Origin of the sequence: Halococcus thailandensis JCM 13552 (assembly GCF_000336715.1) — an archaeon.
Taxonomy (GTDB): domain Archaea; phylum Halobacteriota; class Halobacteria; order Halobacteriales; family Halococcaceae; genus Halococcus; species Halococcus thailandensis.
This window is the reverse complement of record NZ_AOMF01000146.1, coordinates 25,751-45,807: the sequence shown is the minus strand read 5'-3', so window position 1 is coordinate 45,807 and position 20,057 is coordinate 25,751. Positions and strand designations below refer to the sequence as shown.

The following is a 20,057-nucleotide window of genomic DNA, read 5'->3' as shown; positions in this document are numbered from 1 at the left end:
TCGGGGAGTTAGGGTTCGAGCAGAACCTTCGTGACGCCTTCCTCGCGGTTGTCGAAGCGCTCGTACATCTCGGGGGCCTCGTCGAGACCCACACGGTGCGAGACGAGGAAGCTCGGGTCGGCACGATCCTCGATGATGAGATCGCGGAGCTGGCGGTTGTAGGATTTGACGTCGCACTGGCCGGTGCCGAGCTTCTGGCCCTTCTCGAACAGCAGCCCGAAGTCGATGCCCAGTCGCCCTTCGGCGGCCATCTCGTCGGGTGCGCCGGGATCGTCGGGGACGTACAGCCCGACGATACCGAGCTGGCCGGTCGGGCGCACGGTTCTGATGAGGTTGTTGAGCACGTTCGCGGGACTTTCCCGTGCCGGGTCGTAGGCGTCGTCGGCCTCCTTGTCGGGGTCGACGGCCTGATAGCCGACTGCATCGACACCCTTGTCGACGCCGCTGCCGTGGATGTCTTTGATCTGTTCGACGGGGTCGCCCTCCTCGAAGTTGATCGGCGTCGCCGCGCAGTGTTCTTCAGCGAGATCGAGTCGGCTCGGCACGCGATCGACGGAGTAGATCTCCGATGCGCCCTGGATCTTCGCGCTGTAGGCCGCCATCAGTCCGACGGGGCCAGCGCCGTAGATCGCGATCGACTCGCCCGGCTGGAGATCGGCCAGTCGCGTGCCGTGCCACCCGGTCGGGAAGATATCGGCCAGTAGCGCGAACGAGTCCTCGTTGCCCTCCTCGGGGAGTTTGAGCGCGTTGAAGTCCGCGTAGGGTACGCGGAGCTTCTCGGCTTGCCCACCTTTGTACGGGCCCATCGCGACGTAGCCGTAGGCACCGCCGGCGAAGCCGGGGTTGACGTTGGTGCAGAACCCAGTTTTACCGTTCTCGCAGTTCTCACAGAACCCACAGGCGACGTTGAACGGGAGGACGATCCGATCACCCTCTTCGAGCGTATCGACGCCGTCGCCAATCTCGTCGACGATCCCCATGTTCTCGTGACCGAAGACCATCCCTTCGTCGGCCGCGGTCCGCCCCTCGTACATGTGGAGATCCGAGCCACAGATGCACGACGTCGTGATGTCGATCACCACGTCGTTCGGGTGTTCGATTTCTGGCTCGTCGACCTCCTCGACGGCCACCTCGTGTTCGCCCTGATAGACGACTGCTTCCATTGACATTGTGATCCAAAAACACATGCAGCCGAGATGTGCTTCAATCTTTTGTAATTATTAACGCATATCGATGGCTGTGCGAACCGGAACGCTCCTCCGCCGGTCGATCGTACTAACCCCGCGTGAGCCAGACCAATCGACAGTTCGTTCTCGGCAAACGGCCAGAGGGCAAGCCCGATCGCGACACTTTCGAACTGGAGGAAACCGAGATTCCGGAGCCGAAACACGGCGAAGTGCTCGTCCGCACGCTCTTCCTCTCGGTCGACCCGTACATGCGCGGACGGATGCGCGACCGCGAATCGTACGCCGACCCGTGGGACGTGGGCGAACCGATGGCCGGCCACGTCGTCGGCGAGGTCGTCGACTCCGAACACGACGACTGGCAGGCTGGCGAGTTCGTCTTCGGCAACGGCTTCTGGAGCGAGTACGCGACCCTCGACGGCGACGATCTCGCACCCGTCGAGCCGAGCGAAAACGCCCCGCTCGAATCGTATCTCGGCGTGCTGGGAATGCCCGGTCGAACTGCCTACTTCGGCACGCGCGAGGTAGTCGAACCGACACCGGGCGACACGGTGGCCGTCTCGGGAGCGGCCGGCGCGGTCGGCTCGACAGTGGGCCAGTTGGCATCCTTCGCCGGTGCGCGCGTCGTCGGCTTCGCGGGCAGCGACGAGAAGGTCGCCTACCTCGAAGACGATCTCGGCTTCGACGCTGGTATCAACTACAAGCAGACCGACGACTACCGCGCGGCGCTCGACGAGGCAGCACCCGAGGGCGTCGACGGCTACTTCGACAACGTCGGCGGGCCAATCTCGGATGCCGTCTTCACGCAGCTCAACGTCGACGCACGGGTCGCGGTCTGCGGGCAGATCGCCACGTACAACGACGAGGGCGTCGCGACCGGTCCCCGGAAGCTCCCGATGCTCATCCCCTCGCGCGCCCGTGTCCAGGGACTGCTCGTCGGCGACTACGTGGCCCGTTTCGAGCAGGCCAACGCGCGCCTCCAGGAGTGGGTGGAAAACGGCGATCTCGTCCATCGCGAGTCGATCGTCGATGGTTTCGAGAATGCACCCGACGCCTTCCTCGGGCTGTTCGAGGGCGACAACATCGGTAAACAGGTCGTGAACGTCGCCGAGTCGAACGAGTAGTCCGGCCGCCTTCGCTCGCAAACGACGGGCCTACCCCGGTCGACCGCCAACTCAAAGTGATGGCATCCGCTGACGGCACGATCATGCCGATCGACGACGTTCCTGCCGACACGACGGCGCTGTTCAGGATCCGCGAACGCGATAATGGTGAAACCCACGAAGCCGTCCTCGTCGACACCGACGACGGCATCGAAGCGTGGCTGAACCACTGTATGCACTTCACCCACATCGGCCTCGACAAGGGGTCGGGTGCGGAGTGCCGGAACGGCGAGATCGTCTGTACGAACCACGGCGCGATGTTCGAGGCCGACACCGGCTACTGCACGTTCGGCCCCTGCGAGGGCGCACGCCTCGCCGACGTCGCCGTCTCGGTCGAGAACGGTTCCGTGCGACTCGCCGACGAACGCTACGAGTTCGTCGCCACCGGACCGAAAGAGGACGACGACGTGGATCTCACCTCGACCTCGAACGTCGAGTTCTGACCTTCACTCCACGAACGCGGCGCGGCAGTCCTCGTCACAGAAATGCTCGGCGCTCACTCGCTCGTTTTCGACGCTCGTCAGCACGCGATGGGCCGGTTCGTCGACGATCTGGTCGCCGCAGCTCGCACACGTCGGCGCGCTCTCCTCGGTTGCCTCGCCGACCGCGGACGTCGGATCGTTCATGATCCGTGTTCACGTCTCACGATATAAATAGCCGACTACCTGTCGCGAGCGACCGTCTCGTCCGGCTCCGTCCGCGTGCCCGCATCGAGCACGACGCCCGGATAGAGGGTGGTATGGACTCCGGTTTTCGTCCCGTCGCCGACGACGACGCCGTACTTCCGCCGCCCTGTCGAGACGCGCTCGCCCTTCACGGTTTGCTTGACAGGCGAATCGTCGTGACGGAGGTTGGCGACCGTCGTGTTCGCTCCGAAGTTCACCTCGCGCCCGAGCACGCTGTCGCCGACGTACGAGAGGTGGGGAACGTGCGTCCCGGCCATCACCACGCTGTTTTTGATCTCGACACCGTTGCCCACGCGGACTTCCTCGCCGAGCAGCGTCGCGCCGCGGACGTAGGCGTTCGGCCCGACGTGTGCGCCCGAGCGGATCAGGGCCGGACCCTCGACGACCACGCCGGGCTCGATGTGTGCACCTTCTTCCACCACGACGGGCCCACGGAGTTCGGCGCGCTCTGCGACCTCGCCCTCCACGCGCCCGTCGAGGGCGGCGAGCTTCCACTCGTTGGCTTCGAGGAGTTCCCAGGGTCGGCCGACGCCCATCCAGCGGTCGAGTTCGGTGTAGGAGACCTCGTACTCGGCGAACACCCGATCGAGCACGTCCGTGAGTTCGTACTCGCCGCGCTCGCTCTGTTCGACGTCGAGCCACTCGCGAGCCTCGCCCGGCAAGACACAGGCTCCGGCGCTCACGAGGTCCGTGTCGGGGTTCTCGGGCTTCTCGGTGACGCCAACCACTCGCTCGCCGTCGGTGTCGAGCACTCCGTAGTTGGAGGGGTTCTCGGCGCGATAGGCGGTGATGCCCGGTGCGTTCTCGAACAGTTCCTGAATACTCGCTGGGTCATAGAGATCGTCACCGTAGAGGACGGCGAAATCGTCGTCGAGGTGTTCGTACGCGGCGCGGACGGCGTGAGCCGTCCCCAACTGCTGGTCCTGCGTGGCGTATTTCACTGGAACGCCGCGGTACTCCTCGCCGAAATACTCGCGGACGGCGTCGGCCTCGTAGCCGACGACCAGAATGAGTTCGTCCGTGCCGGCCGCGATGGCCGCGTCGGCGGTGTGCGCACAGAGCGGGCGGTCCGCCACGGGCAGCATCGGCTTCGGCGTGTGGGCGGTCAGCGGGCGCATCCGTGTGCCTTCGCCGGCCGCGAGGAGCACTGTCTGCATGTGAGGGCCGACTCGCCGGCGTGAAATAGGCCTACCGTTCGTCGCTGCTGGTGCCGACTGCACTCATGACGCTCTCCGTGAGTTGCCCGGAGAGAAAGAGGGAGTGAGCGGTTCGGCACCTCAAACGAGGCTTTCGGGCGGGTCGGGGAACTCCTCGAAGTGCTCGCGATCGTGCGCGAGGAGGACCGTGGCGTCCTCCGTCCGTTCGAGGTTGCGGATCATCCGATTCGAGCGGATCGCGTGTTCGGTGTCCCAGGCGAACGCCGGCTGGAGTTCGTCCTCGTAAGCGCGCTGGGTGAAGGCGAGGTCGGCGGCCAGGATCACGGTGCCCGCCTCCTCGAGTTCGACCTTCACCGCCTGGTGGCCGGGCGAGTGTCCCGGTGTCGGGATGCACTCGACGACGCCGTCGCCGAAGACGTCGTACTCGCCGCTGATGGCGGTCACGTCGTACTCGGGCGACTGGAACACGCCGAAATCGCCCTCGACGTAGAGCTTCCGTTGAATGGGGTCGGCGGGCCACCAGGCGTATTCGAGCTCGTCCTGCTGGACGACGAACTCGCTGTCGGGGAACTCGCGGACGTCGCCCGTGTGGTCGAGATGCAGGTGGGTCATCACCACGATATCGATGTCGTCGGGCTCGTAGCCGATTTCGGCGAGCCGGTTCACCGCTTTCCCGTCCTCGCTCATCTCGATCTCGTCGGCGGCGAACTCCTCGACGTAGCCCGCGCCGTAGGGACCGTAGTCGGCGGGATCTTCGAGCAGTTCGTAGCTGGTGCCGGTGTCGATCAACACCGTGCCCTCGGGGTGATCGACGAGGTAGAACGGGGTGAGCGAGGGGTAGGTCTCGCCCGGTTTCTGGTTGCGCATCATCGCGCTGTACTCGTACTCCCAGTCGGCGCTGTTCATCGCGTACAGCTCTGGTTTCGTCATCACCGAATCGCATAGGCGACGATACCTAAAGTCGATCCACGCGCGTGCAACCCGCCCCGTTCCTCATCCTATCCCGCTCACCGATCGTGAACGCTATCGATCCCGTCTCTGGCGAAACGACCGACAAGCGTTTTTCGACGGCGGTTCTCCATTCGCTGTGACCGAACTGCGGGGGCCGCTCGTCGAGGTGGGCGAGAAAACGTCGGTGAGCACCGACTACGGTGAGCGTGATCTCGTGGAGCTCACTATCAGACCCGACGACGGCCGGGCCGCCCCCGTGACACTCACGCTGTGGGGCAAGTGGACCGAAACGGCGGAGTACACCGAGGAAGGCATGGAGCTGCTCGCCGTCGACGTCGAAGAAGAGGAGTTTCAGGGCGAGATCCAGTATTCGACGACTGGCGACTCCAGAATCGTCGTCGAACCCGACTACCTCGTGAACGTGACCGACGTGCGATCCTGGGTCCAGTGTCCCCGGATGCACTACCTCAACAAACTCTCCGGTGTGCCGCTCAACTACCCGGTGATCAAGGGGACGATCGTCCACGAGGTCTTCTCCGATCTGCTCCGCGGCGGCGACGTCGAGACGGCGATCGACGAGCGCGTCGCCGAGGCGGGGCTCGATCTCGGACTGCTCGACCGCGACGCCGACGAAGTCAGGGCGGACGTGGCCGACCACGCTCGCGCCATCGACGGCTGGCTCCGACAGGGCACCCTCGATGGTGGAGACGAGTGGCGATCCGAACGGACGCTGCTCTCCGAGCGCTACGGTCTGAAGGGACGAGCCGACGCCGTGCGCCGCGGTTCTCCTGTGGAACTCAAGACGGGCAAGAACACGAACAGCGAACCTCGCTTCCAGGACAAGGTGCAGGTCGCCTGTTACGCACTCCTGCTCGACGAGATGGGTGAACCACCCGACACCGGGACGCTGATCTACACGAAAAACGCCGCCCTCGACAGGAACGAGGCCGACGGCGATCTCTCACCGGCGAAGGACTTCTCGCTGTCCGACGGGCTGTTGGAGTACGTCCTCAGACAGCGCAACGAACTCGCCGCGATGGGCGTCGACAAAACCGTGCCGACGGGCTACGAGGCCAACGCGACCTGCAACTACTGCTTCGAGCAGGACACCTGCATGGTGGTCTCGGGACGGCTCGATCAGGAGTCGAAGGCCGGAGGGATCGGCGATCCGCTTCCCTCGGAAGAGCGGGCCTATTTCGAGCGGTTCTACCGGGCCATCGAGGACGAACGCCGAGCGGTCCACCGGGAGTACGCGAAGCTCTGGACCCAGAGCGCCGCCGAACGCGCCGCCGCAGATCGGGCGCTCGTCGACCTCGAACCAGTGGGGAAGAACGAGGTCGATGGGCGATGGGAGCTCCGCGCGCGCTGTGACGATCCCGTCTCGAAGATCCGCGAGGGCGACGTCGTCCTCGCGAGCGACGGCCACCCCGTGCGGGGGACCGCCGAGATGGCCCGCGTGATCGAGTTGGGTGATGAGGTCGTCGTCGAAACGGACGAACCCGTCGAGCTCCGCCGGCTCGACGTCTATCCCTCCGAGATGGGTGTCGACGGGATGCTCACGGCGCTGCACGATGCGGTGCTCGCCGGCGACCAGGAGCGAAAGGACGTGCTCTTCGGTCGGCGCGAGCCGGAATTCCGCGACGTCGACGAGACGTTCATCGACAACAACCCCGCCCAGGATCGGGCCGTGCGCATGGCGGTCGGGGCCGACGACTGCGCGCTGATCCACGGCCCGCCCGGCACCGGCAAGACCTACACGATCGCCCGGGCGATCCGGGCGCTGGTCGATCGCGGCGAGCGCGTGCTCCTGTCGGCGTTCACCAATCGTGCGGTCGACAACGCGCTCGAAGCGCTCGAGGAACAGGGGTTCACCGAGTTCGTCCGCGTGGGAACCGAGAGCGGCGTGCGCGAGGACATGCAGGACCATCGGCTCGAATCGCGCGGCGACCCCGAAGCGCGGGCGCGCGAACTCCGCGAGGCACCGGTCGTGGCGGCGACGACAGCGAGCTGTGGTTCGCGCGTGCTGCGCGAGACGGAGTTCGACGTGGCGCTCGTCGACGAGGCTGGCCAGCTCACCGAGCCGGCGACGCTCGCCGCGCTCGCGCTCGCCGATCGGTTCGTCCTCGTCGGCGACCACCAGCAGCTCCCGCCGGTGGTGCAGTCGGCAGACACCGCGAGCGACGGTACGTCTGCATCCGACGATTCGGCTGCCGCACGCTCGGACGGCGGGCACGCTGACGTCCAGCAGCCGATCGAACCATCGCCGAGCGGCGGTAGCGGGCGGGCGGCCGACCTCTCGCGATCGCTGTTCGAGCGACTGGCCGACGAGCATCCGGACGCGTCGGTGCTGCTCGATACCCAGTACCGGATGGCCCAGCGGATCCAGGCCTACTCCTCCCAGGAGTTCTACGACGGCGCGCTCAGGCCGGCGAGCGGGGCGGTCGCCGCCCAGCACGTCAGCGACCTTTCGACTGTCGATGCCGACGCGCTCCCCGACCCCCTCCGGAACCGGGTTGCGTTCGTCGATCCCGACGGCACGGCGCGGGGCAACACGAACCCCGCGGAGGTGACGGCGATAACGGAGCTCGTCGAGCGCGCCGTCGAAGCGGGTGTCCCGCGCGAGGAGATCGGCGTCATCGCGCCGTTTCGCGCGCAGGCGGCGGCCATCCGCCGAGAAATACCCGCCGTCACCGTCGACACCGTCGATCGGTTCCAGGGCTCGGCGAAGGAGGTCGTCATCGTCTCGTTCGTCGCGACTGGCGACCTCGATTCACCGATCTTTGAGGATCACCGACGGGTGAACGTCGCACTCACGCGCGCGAAGAAGGCACTCGTGCTCGTCGGCGACGAGAACGCACTTGCCTCGGACGAACGCTACGCACGGATGGTCGACTGGGCGAAATAGGCTTTGCCTACTGTTCGACGACGATTCCTCCGGCACCGACCGCGACGACTCGTTCACTGCCGATGGCGATTCCCCACAGGTCGGCGTCCGTCGGCGTCTCGACCGCTTCCCATCCTCCATCCATGCGCTCGTACACCGCTCCGCCGTCGCCGGCCGCGAACCCCGTCTCGCCGGCGAGGGCTACCGCCGCGAGCGCGTCTTCGCTTGGCCGGAGCCGCGTCCACACTGCACCGTCGTGGCGGAACAGCGAGCCGTCGTCGGCCGTGACGAGCGTTTCGGCGGTGCTGGCGGCGATGTCGGTGAAGGCGGCGTTCGCGTCCTCGATACCGACCCGGTCGAACGATTCGCCGCCGTCGGTCGTCTCGTAGACCGACTGGTTGGTGTCACAGAGATGGCCGCGATCGCTATCGACGAACGCGATCGACGAGATGCTCGACCCGCTGCCCGGTTTCTCAATCCCGCCCCACGAGACCGTGCCGTCCTCGTAGCTGCCACGGAGGAGTTCGCCCGAACCGTTGACGAGATACACCTGTTCTTCGTCCGCGTCGCCCGTCACGGCGACGTCCTCCCAGGTGCTGGTCTGATCTTCCGGCGCGGAGTGGTCGGTCAGCGTTCCGTCCGCGTAGCGCCCGAGCACGCCGCTGTCGCCGGCGAACCAGACGGCTCCACCGCCGTCGGTCGCGTCCACGCCGCGCAGCACGTTCCCGTTTGCCGTCGGGCCATCGTCGAGCGCCACCGTCCACTCGTCCTCATTGTGTGCGAGTACGACCCCGCCTTCGCCGACCGCGTACGCGCCCTCATCGGCCGCGATGACGTCGAGCAGCGATCGGTCGGTCGGCGTGTCGATCTCGGTCCAGTCCGGTTCGGCCGATTCGTCGCCGTCGCGATCGTCGCCGTCGCGCTCACTGTCGTTGCTCTCGGATACGGGGTCGTTGGCCTCGTCCTCGATGTGCTCCTCGTCGTCGCGTCGGTCAGTTGTGGACGTCGCACTTGGGGAACCGAGAGCGGACGAATCGTCAGCTGTTCGACGCTCGGCCGTCGCATCGGCCTCGGAACGATCGACTTGCCCGTCGCTGTGATCGTGGTTGTCCTCGCTGTCGTGTGTTTCGTCGCTCCTCGCATTGCTCCGGTCCGGATCGTCGCCCATGGATGTATCCTCGTTGACCACCGACGGGACCCTCTCGCCCTCGCCCGTGAGATAGAGAAAGATCGGCGGGAGGACGTAGACGGCGATCGCCAGGAGGATGAACGACCGATTGCCGGTGAAACTGGCCCAGAGCCCGATGGCGGTGAGCGCGGCCGCGCTCGCGGCGTGGACGCCCGAGCGGGCGTACTGGCGGTAGTACGCGAAGAAGCCGCTCCCGCCGGCCGAGGAGTCTGCCATCGCCGGGCGTGAGGCGGTAGCGCTCATGAGCCTTCGGCTTGATACTGTCGATCGGATATCTCAGAACCATTCCATCGCGATCGAGGCCCGACGGTTGATTCGATCCTCGCGATGCGCGGTTCTCCGATCGACGGCACGAACCGACGCGCCAGCGAGCGTCTTTTCCGCGCTGCCGCCGCCCATCCACCATGCGCGTGACTTTCCTCGGAACCGGCGCGGCGATGCCGAGCGGCCGGCGTGCGCAGACCGGACTGCTGCTCGACGCCGACGGCGATAGCCTACTCGTCGACTGCGGCAGCGGCGTCCTCAACGCGCTCGCACGGACCGACGTGGGCTACGAGGGCGTTTCGACGGTTCTCCTGAGCCACCACCATCTCGACCACGTGGCCGACCTCCTTCCCCTGATGAAAGCCCGCTGGCTCGCCGGCGCGGAGCATCTCGAAATCGTCGGCCCGCAGGGTACCAAGGCCCTGCTCGACGGCCTGCTCGACGTCCACGAGTACATGGACGGGCGCATCGATCTCCGAGTGCGCGAGATCGGCGCGGAATCGTTCTCGGTCGCCGGGTTCGACATCGACGCCAAGGAGACCCGCCACTCGATGGACTGTCTCGCCTATCGGTTCACGCACGAAGAGGGCCCGACGTTCACTTTCAGCGCCGATAGCGAGGCGTTCGCGGGCCTGGCGAACTTCGGCGACGGATCGGCCGTACTGGCCCACGACTGCTCGTTTCCCGACGAGGTGGACGTCTCGAACCACCCGACGCCGAGCCAACTGGGCGAAACGCTCGCCGATACCGGTACTGAGGTCGAACGGCTCTATCTCACCCATCTCTACCCCCACACCGAGGGTCGCCACGAGGAGATGCTCGAATCCGTGGGAAAACACTACGACGGCGACGTCAGGTTCGCCCGCGACGGGCTGACGGTCGACATCGAGTAGTGCGCTGGATTATTCCAGACGATAGCGCAGTAACGCCGCGATCCCGCCGAGCGAATCCAACTGATCGCCGGGTGCGAACTCACTCGAAAAGACGGTCACGGAACCGCCCTGCTGTTCGACGCGTTCGATGATCTCGTTCACGTCGATCCCCCACTCGCCGTCGCCGGCACGCTCCGCGCGGAGTCGCTCGTCGAGTATCAACAACTCCTCTACGGCCCCGAACTCGGTGGCTTCGGCGACCTTTTCGATGCCGTACGTGGCCTCCGCGCCCTGGGCGATACGGGCGGTGAGCTCGTCGATCTTCCCGGCCTCCTCAGCGATGCGTGTCTCGGCCTGGACCTCCTCGACCGCACCGCGCTTGAGCACCTCGTGAACACCGCGATCGCCGATGGCGCTCGTGTCGACGGTGGCTCCGAGTTTGTCCAGGAGCTCGGGTGCGTTCCGCTCGATATATTTTTTCGCGTCCTCCTTGGTGAACCCTGGGCCGGCGAGGAGGATCGCATCGACGTCGAGGTGCGAGAGCGCGCTCGCGAGCTCGGCGAACAGTTCGGAGCGCTCGCGGGCGTACTCGCCCTTGCCGGTGGGCCCGGTGAAGGAGGCGTACTCCTCGGCCCCGTACTGGGCGACGGTGTGGATCGAGGCTGCACCTTCTTCTACTGTGGCGATCGCCACGTCGGCGTTCTCGGTCGCCTCGACGGCCTCCTCGATGCGCTCGCGCTGGTCGGGTTGCCAGACTTTCTCGATCTCGACCTCTGCCCGCTCTTCGACGTTGAGCGTGTGGTGATGGCCGATCTGATCCTCGCGCGAGGCCGACTCGATCGTGCCCGACACGCGGAGTCGGTTGGCGAACTTGTGGAACTCGCTGTCCTCCACACTGATCGTCACGGACATCGGCTCGCGCTCGCCGCCGGTGTCGCGCATCCGATCGTCGTCGCGCTGGATGCGCCGGGTGGTCTCGCCCGAGACGAGATCGTCAGGTTCGAGCACGTAGGAGAGATGCCAGAGATCGTCGAGACTCTCGGGAACGAGCGTCCAGCGCTCGCGCTCGCCTTCGAGTCGCGTGCGGCCGTTGATCTGCATACTCTGACTGGGTAGGCGAGCAGTAAGTGCGCTGTCGTTGTGGCTCAGTCGACGATCCGACTCCCGCCCGGCGGCAGGAACTCCGCGATCAGGTCCGGACTCGCCACCTTGCGAATGAACGAGGTGTCCTCGAATCGCTCGCGGAACTCCCGGTACAGTCGCTTCGCGGCGTCGTTCTGTGCGTACTGGCCCGGTTCGACCTCGATCGCGGTCTCGGTCCGCTCGGTGATGGCCGACGGCGGCCCGCCGATCACGCGCGTCTCGGGCTCGCAGGTGATGCCGACGGCGACGCCGACGGCGGTGTCCCGGAAGTAGGTACGGTCGCCACGGATGGCGAACCCGCCCTTTTCGAGATACTCGCCGCTCTCGGGCGTCTTCGAGACCTGATCCGGCTCGGCCATGTAGGCGTCGCCGGCGAAGCGGCCGTTCTTCCAGACCGTCGAGTACGAGACGGCGAATTTGGCTGCTTCCTCCAGGCTTCGGTCGGGCAGGTCGATCTCGCGGGTCGGCTCGCTCGGGCCGGTGGCCTTCAGGATCGTCACCGGTCCGCCCTGGACCTGCGTGTGGAAGAACCGATCGCCGCGATCGAGGTACTTCTTCACCAGATCCTCGTTCTGGTCGGCGTTGCGCCCGCCGAGAACGAGGAAGCCGTCGCTCGTGTGGAACCATCTGAAGCGCTCGTACCACTGTTCGTCCGTGCGGACAGGGATCGATCGTTGGGAGAGCCAGTCGACGTCCTCGCTCTCCTCGTCGGGATCGTCGTCGACGTCGCCGGCCTCCCACTCGTCACGCTGGCGCTCGATCGCTTCGAGCTCCTCGCGCGTCTCAGCGACGGCCTCCTCGGCACCCTCCTTCTTCTCGACGACCCGCTTGGCCTCGCGGTAGAGCCGGTCCGCGTTCTGTTCGACGCCTTCCTGTGGGTCGAGTTCGACATCGCGGTCGTCGATATCGACGGTGACAGTGCCTTCGCTCGGCTCGATGCCCGACACGGCCTCGGCGGCCGCGATCCCCCGCTCCTCACCCTCGGCGAACCGCTCCTCGATGGCCTCCCAGCCGATCCCCTCTTCGCGTGCGTTCCTGACCGTGGTGAGGATCTCGTCGACGAGTTCGTAGTTCGCGTAGAGCGATTCGGCCGTCTCGCGCTCGCGGTCGGCCTGTGCCTCGAAATCCTCGATGGCCCCCTCCTGCTGGTCGATGATGCGCTGCTGGCGCTCGATCTGCTCCTCGAAGTCGGGTCGCTCGCGCCCGCCGCTCTCCTCGTCCTCCGTGGTGTCGAGTTCGACGAAGTACGCGTCGAGCGCCGCCGTGAACGAGTCGAACCCCTCGCTATCCAGCTCGGCGCGCTCGTCGAGCGGGAAGGGTGTGACGTCGACCGGATCGCCGTCGTCGCGGTAGATTCGGGGATTGAAATCGCCGCTCGACAGCTGTTCCGACAGTCCGGTGAGCGCGTCGTAGAGCGCCTCGAAATCGGTTTCGTCGGCTTCCTCGATGGCCAGTTCTTTCTCGACGCCCGCGCGGGTGCAGAGCTCCTCGCCATAGAGCCCGCCGAAGTTGAGCTGGGTGGCGAGCGTGCGCACGAGATCGGTGTTCGACTCCTCCATCCGGGCGGCAAAGCCATCGTAGTCGACCGCGAGCGGGTCGAAACGCGCCGAGGGGAACTCGTACTGTGCGCCCGGAGCCACGGTCCGGGACTGGAGACGGACGGTGTTGAGACAGTCGATCACCTCGCCGGTCGCGTCGAGCACCGCGACGTTCCCCTCGCCGAACAGCTCGGCGACGACCTTCGTGTTTCGATCTCCGCGCTCGAATTCGAAAGTGAGCACGCGATCGAAGCCGAACTGCGAGACGCCGGCGAAATCCGCGCCCGAGAGACGGTTTCTGAGCATCTTCGCGAACCCGGGTGGACGACCCGGCGCGTCGGGGACGTGCTCGGGCGAGACGACGTGTGCGCGCTTGGTCTCGCCGACCTCGATCAGCAGCTCGACCCGGCCGCGATCGAAGTCCCTGAGCTTGAGGCGCAGCAGATCGTCGCCGTAGAGATAGGCCTTGTCGAGCTTCGCGCCGGCGTACGTCCCGAGCTCGGTGACGAGGGCCGCGAGGTCGACGCTGGTAAGCTCGCGCTTCGGATCCATACCCGTTCTGTGTACGGGTGCCGAAAAGAGGTGTCGTTACGCGCGCTCTCGGATGCGCTTGCCGGCGTCGAGGCCGCTATCGAGTGCGAGATGGATCCGTCCCTCGCCAGCGATCCAGTCGCCGGCGAAGAAGAGCCCGTCCGCCGCGGCACGGGCGAGCAGTTCCGTCTCGACGCCGTCGTCGGGCTGGGCGAGTCGCCAGCCCTTGCTGTCGACCCAGTCCGGGGCGGCGAGGCGCTCGTCGTCGAGCAGTTCCGCGACTGAGTCGGCCGCCGCGGCAGCGATTTCTTCAGTCGGCTCGCCGTAGCGCTCGGCCGACCAATCGGGTGCCAGCTGGACGATCAGCACCGACTCACCCTCTGGAACGTGGCCCGGCTTGCACTCCTCGCGCGAGAGCCAGCCGATCTCGTGCTCGCCGTCGGTGTTCACGAGCGCGTAGTACGGCCGATCGAGCGTGAACGGGTAGTGCAACACGGCGGTGACGGTCGTCCGGTACGGCACTGCATTCATCGTTCCGACGAGCTGCTCACGGAGTTCGTTCTCCCATCCTGCGCTCGCCAGCAGCTCCGCCGTCTGCGGGGCGGGCGGCGTACACACCAGCGCGTCGAACTCGCCACAGTCGTCACCGGCCACGTTTTCGAGCCGCCAGCCGTCAGTCCGCTCGATCCCGCCGATGCGGGTGTCCGTCTCGATCGTCGCGTCGGTGCGCTCGAACAGCCGGTGGGGCAACTGCTCGATGCCGTCGCGGTAGGTCCACTTCCGCTCGTCGCTGTCGTGGCCCTCGCTGATCTCGTTCGCGCCGTCGAACGTCCAGACCGGTGCGTCGACATCGACCAGTCCCGACGCGTCGAGATCGGGGAGGAGATCGTCGGCGCTTCCTTCGTCCTTGCAGTAGTTCGCGCCGTAGTCGTACCGACAGCCGTCCCGTCGTCGGGTCGCGGTCCGGCCGCCGATCGACGACGCCTTCTCGAACACCGTCACGTCCGCCGCGTCGTCGAGCGCGTACGCCGCCCCCGCGCCGGCGACGCCGGCACCGACGATGGCGACGTTCATCGCGGCCCCTCCCGTCGCGAGCAGTTCTGGCTCATCGACTGCGCTACGGACTCCGGACGCTAAACGAGATCGGGTCATAATGGTTTCAGAACGTCGACCGGATGGGGCCATGAACCCCCGAACCGGCTCCGCACCCCACGTCTGGGTCCGTCCGTGGCATCACCTGCGGCGTCCCCGTCCCCTCTCGCGCACCCCTCCTACATAAATCAATTGGCCGATTCGGGGGTTTCAGCGATCCAAACCCTCGTTTCCGGCAACTCGAATGAACAGAAATTCCGTTTACAACCGCTTCGAGACGTACGGGCCATCCTGGTGATAGCCCCGGTTTCGATAGTATTCACGCCGACCTTTTGCTGCGCTCGGTTACTCCCTGCGGTCGCTCCCTCGCTGGCAAAAGGTTGATCAAAAGCCGCCGTCAGAGCTTCGCTCTGACGAGCCTGCGTTCGCTTCACTCACGCAGACGCCGTCACCCCCGCTGGGGGTTCCTCGGCCCGCTCGCTCACTCCGTTCGCTCACGGAATCGTTGTTCACAACTGCTTGCTCACGTACGGGCCATCCTGGTGATAGCCCCGATTTCGGTAGTATTCGCGTGCACCGATCCCGCTGATGACGCTCAGTTTGTCGAACCCGGCGTCGGCGGCCATCCGCTCGGCGTGGTCGAGGAGCTTCCCGCCGTAGCCCTTGTGCTGCCAGTCGGCGCTCTCGTTGCCGACCTGGACCATCGGGCCGTAGACGTGGAGCTCGCGGACGATGGCCGCGTTTTCGAGTTCGCGACGCACAGGGTCGTTCGGAAATCGTAGCCGACAGAACCCCACCAGCAGGTCGCGGTCGGGATCCTCGTAGCTGATGAACTGCTCGGTGCCGCCGCCCGACTCGTAGGTCAGCACGTCGCGCTCGACGTTCTCCGGAGGCTCTTCGTTCATTCCGACCTCGCGGCAGCGGATGCAGTCACAGTCCCAGCCGTGTTCGTCCATGCGCTGGCGCGCGAGCTGGCGGAGGTTCGACTTCCAGACGCCCGCGTCGATGAAGTCCGCCGGGATGTCGCGCTGGACGCGCTGCAGGCGGACGTATTTGGGTAGCATCGACTTGATCTCGGCGACAAGTTCGGCCGCGCTCTCGTTGTCGAGCGGTTCGAACTCCTCGTTTCGCCACATGTCGTAGGTCGCCGTCCCACGAACGATCAACATCGGATAGATCTTCAGATAATCGGGCCGCCACTCGCTCTCCTCGAACAGCCGGCGGAAGTCCTCGATGCACATCTCCCGCGTCATCCCGGGCTGGCCGGGCATCATGTGAAAGCCGACTTTGAACCCCGCGTCCCGCAGCCGGCGGTTCGCGTCCACGGAGGCCTGTGTGCCGTGCCCGCGATGCATCGCACGGTTGATTTCGTCGTACGTGGTCTGCACGCCGACCTCGACTTTCGTCCCGCCGAGATCGAGCATCCGGTCGATCTGCTCGGGATCACACCAGTCGGGTTTCGTCTCGAAGGTCGTCCCGATATTCCTGACTCGCGCCGTCTCGTTGTCGGCGATCACGTCCTCCAGATAGCGGAAGTCGTACTCGTCGGGCTCCTGCGCGAAGCTTTCGCTCTCGGAGGGGGTCGGCTCGGCGTCGGGATCGAACTCGTTGAGCGCCTGGAGCGCGCGCTTGACGAACCACTCCTGGTAGTCGTGACTGCGGGCGGTCATCGTCCCGCCCATCAGGATCAGCTCGACCTTGTCGACCGGATGACCGATCTCGCGCAGCTGATTGAGACGAAGCGTGACCTGGCCGTAGGGATCGTAGTCGTTCTGGACGCCGCGCGCGGCGGCCGGCTCGTGGCCCGTATAGCTCTGCGCGCTCGAAAACTCCGAGCCGGGACCGCCGGGACAGTAGAGACACTTCCCGTGCGGACACATGTGCGGGCTGGTCATGATCGCTACCGGCGAGACGCCCGAGGCCGTTCTGACGGGCTTTCGCTGGAGCACTTTCTCCAGCTCCTCGCGGCGGCCCTCCGGCGCGTGATCCATGATCTCCGAGTTCTTCGGGACTTTCGGCGCGGAGTGGGTCGAACAGGCCTCGAGTTTCGCCGCCTCGACTTCGCCGCGTTCGATCTCGCCGTCGAGAATCCGCTCGATAAGCGTCTCGCAGGTCCGCTCGAATGCCTCTGATTCGGTCGGCGGAATCTCGGTACTCATCGCACTCGTGAAAACCAGTCGCGTCGCGCGAATAAGGCTGTTGTTGCCGACCTACGACCGCTCGGCGATCGCTTCGATCGCCGCCTCGCGGACGGCCTCGCGCTCGCCGACCAGGAAGGTCAGCCTGTCGTCGCCGGCCGCGCCGATCGACACGTCCGCGTCGGGCGCGCCGTCGGCGACGTCCGTGGCGACGGCGTCGAGATCGAGGGCGTCGACGTGGCGGACGAGCAGTTCGTCCTCGCCGATCCCCAGCAGCACCGGCGCGTCGTCGCGGGTCCGACGGTGGAGTTCGTCACAGAGCAGCCCCGTCGGCGGGAAGTCGTAGCGGTGAGTGAACGCGTCCGTGTCGAGCACGTTCACGGCCGTGCCGTCGATCTCGTGCTGTTCGAGATGCGTCCGTGCGGTCTCGAGCGCCGTGTCGAGTTTCTCGCGGAACTGGGTCGCCAGCCGCGCTGCGAGCGACTCGCGCCCGTCGAACAGCAGGTCGGCGACGAGTTCACGCTTGTCCTCGTAGGCCTGATAGTTCGCGACGAGCGCGACCGACTGCCGGAGGTCGCGTGCCCGATCGGCGTCGTAGCCTGCCTCGCTGGCGAGTTCGGCGTACGCGGCGGGTGTGTCCTCCCAGAAACTCACCGCCGGTAGGTGTTCGAGGTCGTCGCGTGCGTCGCGATCGACGTGGACGGCGACGGTCGCCGCGATCGCGCTCGCGGTCGTCCCCGCAGTATCGACGAACGCCTCGGCCGTCTCGCCGTTGATCGACCCGTCGGCAATGACGGCCCGGTCGGCGTCGTACACCGAGAGCAGTTCGAGTCCGTCCTTCGAGGCCCCGGTCCCGCCGACGCCGCAGAAGACGAACAACGGGAACTTCTCGTCGTGGCGCTCGTTGGCGTCGAGCATCTTCGTCACGTCGCGGGTCGCCGAGTTCATGTCGTAGACGCCCTCGCCGAGCGGTCGGCGATCGAAGTAGTGGTACTCGGCGTCGCGCTGGGCGTGTTCGTCGCGCACGAGAGGGAGCGTCGCCCGCTCGATGGCGCTGGCAGCCACGTAGCCGTCGGCGCTGGCGTCGTGACGAACGATAACGGGTCGCGAATCCAGCACCGCGCGCCGGATCAGTCCCGCGAGATCGCGGATCTCGTCGAGGCGATCGTCGACCGCTTCGTCGTCGGCAAGCGGCTCGACCGCTTCGGGCTGAGCCTGCTCGGCGAGTGCCTCCTCCATCCGGTCCTCGACAGCCTCGCGCTCCTCGTCGTCCAGCACGGCGAGCCCGGACGCCTCGACCTGGATCTCCTCGCGATGACGCTCGACGCGCCCCTCGATGGCGACGACCGCACCCTGTTCGACGTCGGGGTACGCGCGGACGCCGGCCTCCTCGAAGGCTGCGCAGTCGACCGTGCCGCTCTCGTCGTGAAGCGTGAAGACGGTCGGGCCGCCGGTCTGGCGCACCGAGGCAACCGCGCCCTCGACGCGTACTTCGTCGCCGACGCGTGACTCCAGTTCGTCGATGGCGACACGCTCGCGCTCCTCGTCGGGTTCGGCGAGCGTCGCTCCACCGTCGTCGGCCGTCGATGCGGTGCTCGTGTCGGTTTCCGCTTCGACATCCGTATCGGATTTCGATTCGACACTCGTTTCGGGTTCCGACTCGGTGCTCGCACCGTCGATGTCGACCGTCGCCGAGCTCTCGCTCGTCTCCGATCGGCCGGTCGTCACCGCGCTCTCGTCGGCGTCGGCCGCCGGACGTCCGGCGACCGCGCGCTCATTTGGGTCTGGGGCCTCCGCGTCGTCGGGGAGTTCGTCACCCTCTGGCGTGTCGACGAGGCTGCCGCGGAACTCGCGGTCGGCCTGGCGGATCGACCACGTGAGATCGACGTTACCGTTGTCGTGGACGTCCGTGACCTGGACGTAGACCGTGTCGCCCGAGTCCCAGTCGAGACTCTCCAGTCGGCTGTCGAGCTCGCTGCGATGGAGCAGTCCGGTGACGCTGTCGCCGATGTCGATGAACACGCCGAAGTCGGCGAAGCCGTCGACCGAACCGCGGTAGAAACGACCGGGCGTGAGTTGGTTCGCGTGCGATCCCTCGAATTCGAAAACGACGTCCTCCTCGTGACTCTCGCAGATGTAGCCATCCGTGGAGGTGCCGCAGATGATACAGCTACCCATTGGCTCAACGTACGGCCGGGCACTAAAACGGTTGTCGAAACGCGGCGCGCACGCACCGTCGGGATCGACGCTTCGGCGAGACAGCAACGACAGATCGGCCCGGTCGGGGAACGCGGGAGGTGTGTAGGCTGTGCGGGGCGGTCGCGGACAGTCAGTCCTCGAAGACCCGACTGTCTGCTTCGAGGGCTTCGATATCGTCCGCGATCCGTTTGGCCTCCTTGGGAAAGAGCGCCACCTGGACCTCGTTGCCCTCGTCGTCCTCGAAGACGAACTTCACGCGCTTGTCGCCGAACTCGCGGGCCTCGGCGCTCGTCACGTCGAACAGTTTCGCGGTGGCGGACTTGTTCGATGGACCGACGTTCTTTAACGCGCCGTCTTTCAGTTCGACCATGAACGACGCGATATCGAGGTTGAGCATACTGGTGTGTGGCGGAGCCAGCAGTTAACCATTGTTCTCGGCAACCTGAGCTATGGAACGATCAACTGTCTGGTTGGGTCGGCAGTCGCTCACATATCGATGCATAGTTTCCGTTTGCTGGTTTGCGTGACTGCTGGACTTTCCAGTAGTTATCAGCCATGCTGTACCAATCGATGACTGTACTTGTCCGTGAGCCCCATTTCCACACGGCGTTGATGGTTTCGGGCGAAAACGTGTTTCGGCGGGTCTTGACCTTCGTTAGACTGCGGTTGCATCGTTTGTATATTAGTCCTTATATTGTTCTGCGAGTTCTTCAACAGTCTCCATTTTTCTCGGATGGTATTTTTCTGGCAGAATTGTGTTAGGGATAATCATCAAAATTACTCGTTGAAAGCCCAAAAAATATACTAAAATACTATGAGAATACATGAGTTTCCCTGAATAGTAGATGAATGCACCCACAGCATATGTGACGATTCCGGCCACCTGTGCGGGGGTCTGCGGACCGCGCCGAACGCGGTCAACAGACTGATCGGCGAACATCGGGTCGATACCGATGAGTATTGGTTGAACGATGTCCTGAAAGACGAACCACATCACTACGACGAGTATCGCTACTTCGATGTATCCTCTGAGCTTCATTGTTATGATTTTGTTATGTATTGTCTT

The 20,057-nt window shown here is 65.5% G+C and carries 16 protein-coding genes; 4 read left to right on the top strand and 12 right to left on the bottom strand.

Annotated features, from left to right (window positions below; genetic code table 11):
• Positions 1 to 8: 8 nt before the first annotated feature.
• Entirely contained in the window at positions 9 to 1,163 is a 1,155-nt protein-coding gene (locus C451_RS07985) for a glutathione-independent formaldehyde dehydrogenase (RefSeq protein WP_007739540.1), read from the bottom strand.
• Between the two features lie 122 nt (positions 1,164 to 1,285).
• Between C451_RS07985 and C451_RS07980 the strand changes: the two genes are divergently transcribed.
• Both C451_RS07980 and C451_RS07975 read left to right on the top strand, forming a co-directional pair.
• Positions 1,286 to 2,308, top strand: coding sequence for an NADP-dependent oxidoreductase (locus C451_RS07980; protein WP_007739539.1), 1,023 nt, complete (start codon positions 1,286 to 1,288; stop codon positions 2,306 to 2,308).
• Positions 2,309 to 2,367: 59 nt separating this feature from the next.
• Entirely contained in the window at positions 2,368 to 2,790 is a 423-nt protein-coding gene (locus C451_RS07975) for a Rieske (2Fe-2S) protein (protein WP_007739534.1), read from the top strand.
• Between the two features lie 3 nt (positions 2,791 to 2,793).
• On the opposite strand, the gene C451_RS07970 is transcribed toward C451_RS07975, so the two are convergent.
• From C451_RS07970 to C451_RS07960, 3 genes are all read right to left on the bottom strand, one after another.
• Entirely contained in the window at positions 2,794 to 2,973 is a 180-nt protein-coding gene (locus tag C451_RS07970) for a DUF7576 family protein (RefSeq protein WP_007739532.1), read from the bottom strand.
• Positions 2,974 to 3,008: 35 nt separating this feature from the next.
• A complete protein-coding gene (gene glmU / locus C451_RS07965; RefSeq protein ID WP_007739530.1) occupies positions 3,009 to 4,190 on the bottom strand; it encodes a bifunctional sugar-1-phosphate nucleotidylyltransferase/acetyltransferase in 1,182 nt (393 codons plus the stop codon).
• Positions 4,191 to 4,310: 120 nt separating this feature from the next.
• Positions 4,311 to 5,120, bottom strand: coding sequence for an N-acyl homoserine lactonase family protein (locus C451_RS07960; RefSeq protein ID WP_007739529.1), 810 nt, complete (start codon positions 5,118 to 5,120; stop codon positions 4,311 to 4,313).
• A 157-nt stretch (positions 5,121 to 5,277) separates the two neighbouring features.
• Between C451_RS07960 and C451_RS07955 the strand changes: the two genes are divergently transcribed.
• Positions 5,278 to 8,046 carry an AAA domain-containing protein gene (locus C451_RS07955; protein ID WP_007739528.1) on the top strand — a complete coding sequence of 923 codons (2,769 nt, stop codon included), beginning with the start codon at positions 5,278 to 5,280 and terminating at the stop codon, positions 8,044 to 8,046.
• A gap of 7 nt (positions 8,047 to 8,053) precedes the next feature.
• Here the strand turns inward: C451_RS07955 and C451_RS07950 are convergent, their stop codons facing one another.
• A complete protein-coding gene (locus C451_RS07950) occupies positions 8,054 to 9,430 on the bottom strand; it encodes a WD40/YVTN/BNR-like repeat-containing protein (RefSeq protein WP_049913041.1) in 1,377 nt (458 codons plus the stop codon).
• Between the two features lie 188 nt (positions 9,431 to 9,618).
• Here C451_RS07950 and C451_RS07945 point away from each other — a divergent pair, with 188 nt between their 5' ends.
• On the top strand, positions 9,619 to 10,371 hold the full coding sequence (locus tag C451_RS07945; protein ID WP_007739526.1) for an MBL fold metallo-hydrolase: 753 nt from the start codon (positions 9,619 to 9,621) through the stop codon (positions 10,369 to 10,371).
• Positions 10,372 to 10,380: 9 nt separating this feature from the next.
• On the opposite strand, the gene C451_RS07940 is transcribed toward C451_RS07945, so the two are convergent.
• The 7 genes from C451_RS07940 to C451_RS07910 all read right to left on the bottom strand — a co-directional run bounded on the left by C451_RS07940 (position 10,381) and on the right by C451_RS07910 (position 20,030).
• Positions 10,381 to 11,451: an mRNA surveillance protein pelota gene (locus tag C451_RS07940; protein WP_007739524.1), complete on the bottom strand. Its 1,071-nt coding sequence runs from the start codon at positions 11,449 to 11,451 to the stop codon at positions 10,381 to 10,383.
• Positions 11,452 to 11,495: 44 nt separating this feature from the next.
• Positions 11,496 to 13,583, bottom strand: a complete 2,088-nt coding sequence (gene rqcH, locus C451_RS07935; protein WP_007739522.1) for a ribosome rescue protein RqcH — start codon at positions 13,581 to 13,583, stop codon at positions 11,496 to 11,498.
• A gap of 36 nt (positions 13,584 to 13,619) precedes the next feature.
• Complete coding sequence (locus C451_RS07930) at positions 13,620 to 14,636, bottom strand: NAD(P)/FAD-dependent oxidoreductase (protein ID WP_007739520.1); 1,017 nt, start codon at positions 14,634 to 14,636, stop codon at positions 13,620 to 13,622.
• A 527-nt stretch (positions 14,637 to 15,163) separates the two neighbouring features.
• Positions 15,164 to 16,813 carry a tRNA uridine(34) 5-carboxymethylaminomethyl modification radical SAM/GNAT enzyme Elp3 gene (locus C451_RS07925; protein WP_007739519.1) on the bottom strand — a complete coding sequence of 550 codons (1,650 nt, stop codon included), beginning with the start codon at positions 16,811 to 16,813 and terminating at the stop codon, positions 15,164 to 15,166.
• A gap of 51 nt (positions 16,814 to 16,864) precedes the next feature.
• Positions 16,865 to 18,970, bottom strand: coding sequence for an OB-fold nucleic acid binding domain-containing protein (locus C451_RS07920; RefSeq protein ID WP_007739518.1), 2,106 nt, complete (start codon positions 18,968 to 18,970; stop codon positions 16,865 to 16,867).
• 151 nt (positions 18,971 to 19,121) lie between these two features.
• Entirely contained in the window at positions 19,122 to 19,388 is a 267-nt protein-coding gene (locus tag C451_RS07915; RefSeq protein WP_007739517.1) for a hypothetical protein, read from the bottom strand.
• A 285-nt stretch (positions 19,389 to 19,673) separates the two neighbouring features.
• Entirely contained in the window at positions 19,674 to 20,030 is a 357-nt protein-coding gene (locus C451_RS07910) for a hypothetical protein (protein WP_007739516.1), read from the bottom strand.
• Positions 20,031 to 20,057: the final 27 nt, after the last annotated feature.

Excerpts from the sequence above, each read along its gene's own strand:
- C451_RS07985 (WP_007739540.1), bottom strand. The coding sequence starts at position 1,163 with ATGGAAGCAGTCGTCTATCAGGGCGAACACGAGGTGGCCGTCGAGGAG.
- C451_RS07975 (WP_007739534.1), top strand. The coding sequence starts at position 2,368 with ATGGCATCCGCTGACGGCACGATCATGCCGATCGACGACGTTCCTGCC.
- C451_RS07970 (WP_007739532.1), bottom strand. The coding sequence starts at position 2,973 with ATGAACGATCCGACGTCCGCGGTCGGCGAGGCAACCGAGGAGAGCGCG.
- glmU (WP_007739530.1), bottom strand. The coding sequence starts at position 4,190 with ATGCAGACAGTGCTCCTCGCGGCCGGCGAAGGCACACGGATGCGCCCG.
- C451_RS07960 (WP_007739529.1), bottom strand. The coding sequence starts at position 5,120 with ATGACGAAACCAGAGCTGTACGCGATGAACAGCGCCGACTGGGAGTAC.
- C451_RS07950 (WP_049913041.1), bottom strand. The coding sequence starts at position 9,430 with ATGGCAGACTCCTCGGCCGGCGGGAGCGGCTTCTTCGCGTACTACCGC.
- C451_RS07945 (WP_007739526.1), top strand. The coding sequence starts at position 9,619 with ATGCGCGTGACTTTCCTCGGAACCGGCGCGGCGATGCCGAGCGGCCGG.
- C451_RS07940 (WP_007739524.1), bottom strand. The coding sequence starts at position 11,451 with ATGCAGATCAACGGCCGCACGCGACTCGAAGGCGAGCGCGAGCGCTGG.
- rqcH (WP_007739522.1), bottom strand. The coding sequence starts at position 13,583 with ATGGATCCGAAGCGCGAGCTTACCAGCGTCGACCTCGCGGCCCTCGTC.
- C451_RS07930 (WP_007739520.1), bottom strand. The coding sequence starts at position 14,636 with ATGAACGTCGCCATCGTCGGTGCCGGCGTCGCCGGCGCGGGGGCGGCG.
- C451_RS07925 (WP_007739519.1), bottom strand. The coding sequence starts at position 16,813 with ATGAGTACCGAGATTCCGCCGACCGAATCAGAGGCATTCGAGCGGACC.
- C451_RS07920 (WP_007739518.1), bottom strand. The coding sequence starts at position 18,970 with ATGGGTAGCTGTATCATCTGCGGCACCTCCACGGATGGCTACATCTGC.
- C451_RS07915 (WP_007739517.1), bottom strand. The coding sequence starts at position 19,388 with ATGCTCAACCTCGATATCGCGTCGTTCATGGTCGAACTGAAAGACGGC.
- C451_RS07910 (WP_007739516.1), bottom strand. The coding sequence starts at position 20,030 with ATGAAGCTCAGAGGATACATCGAAGTAGCGATACTCGTCGTAGTGATG.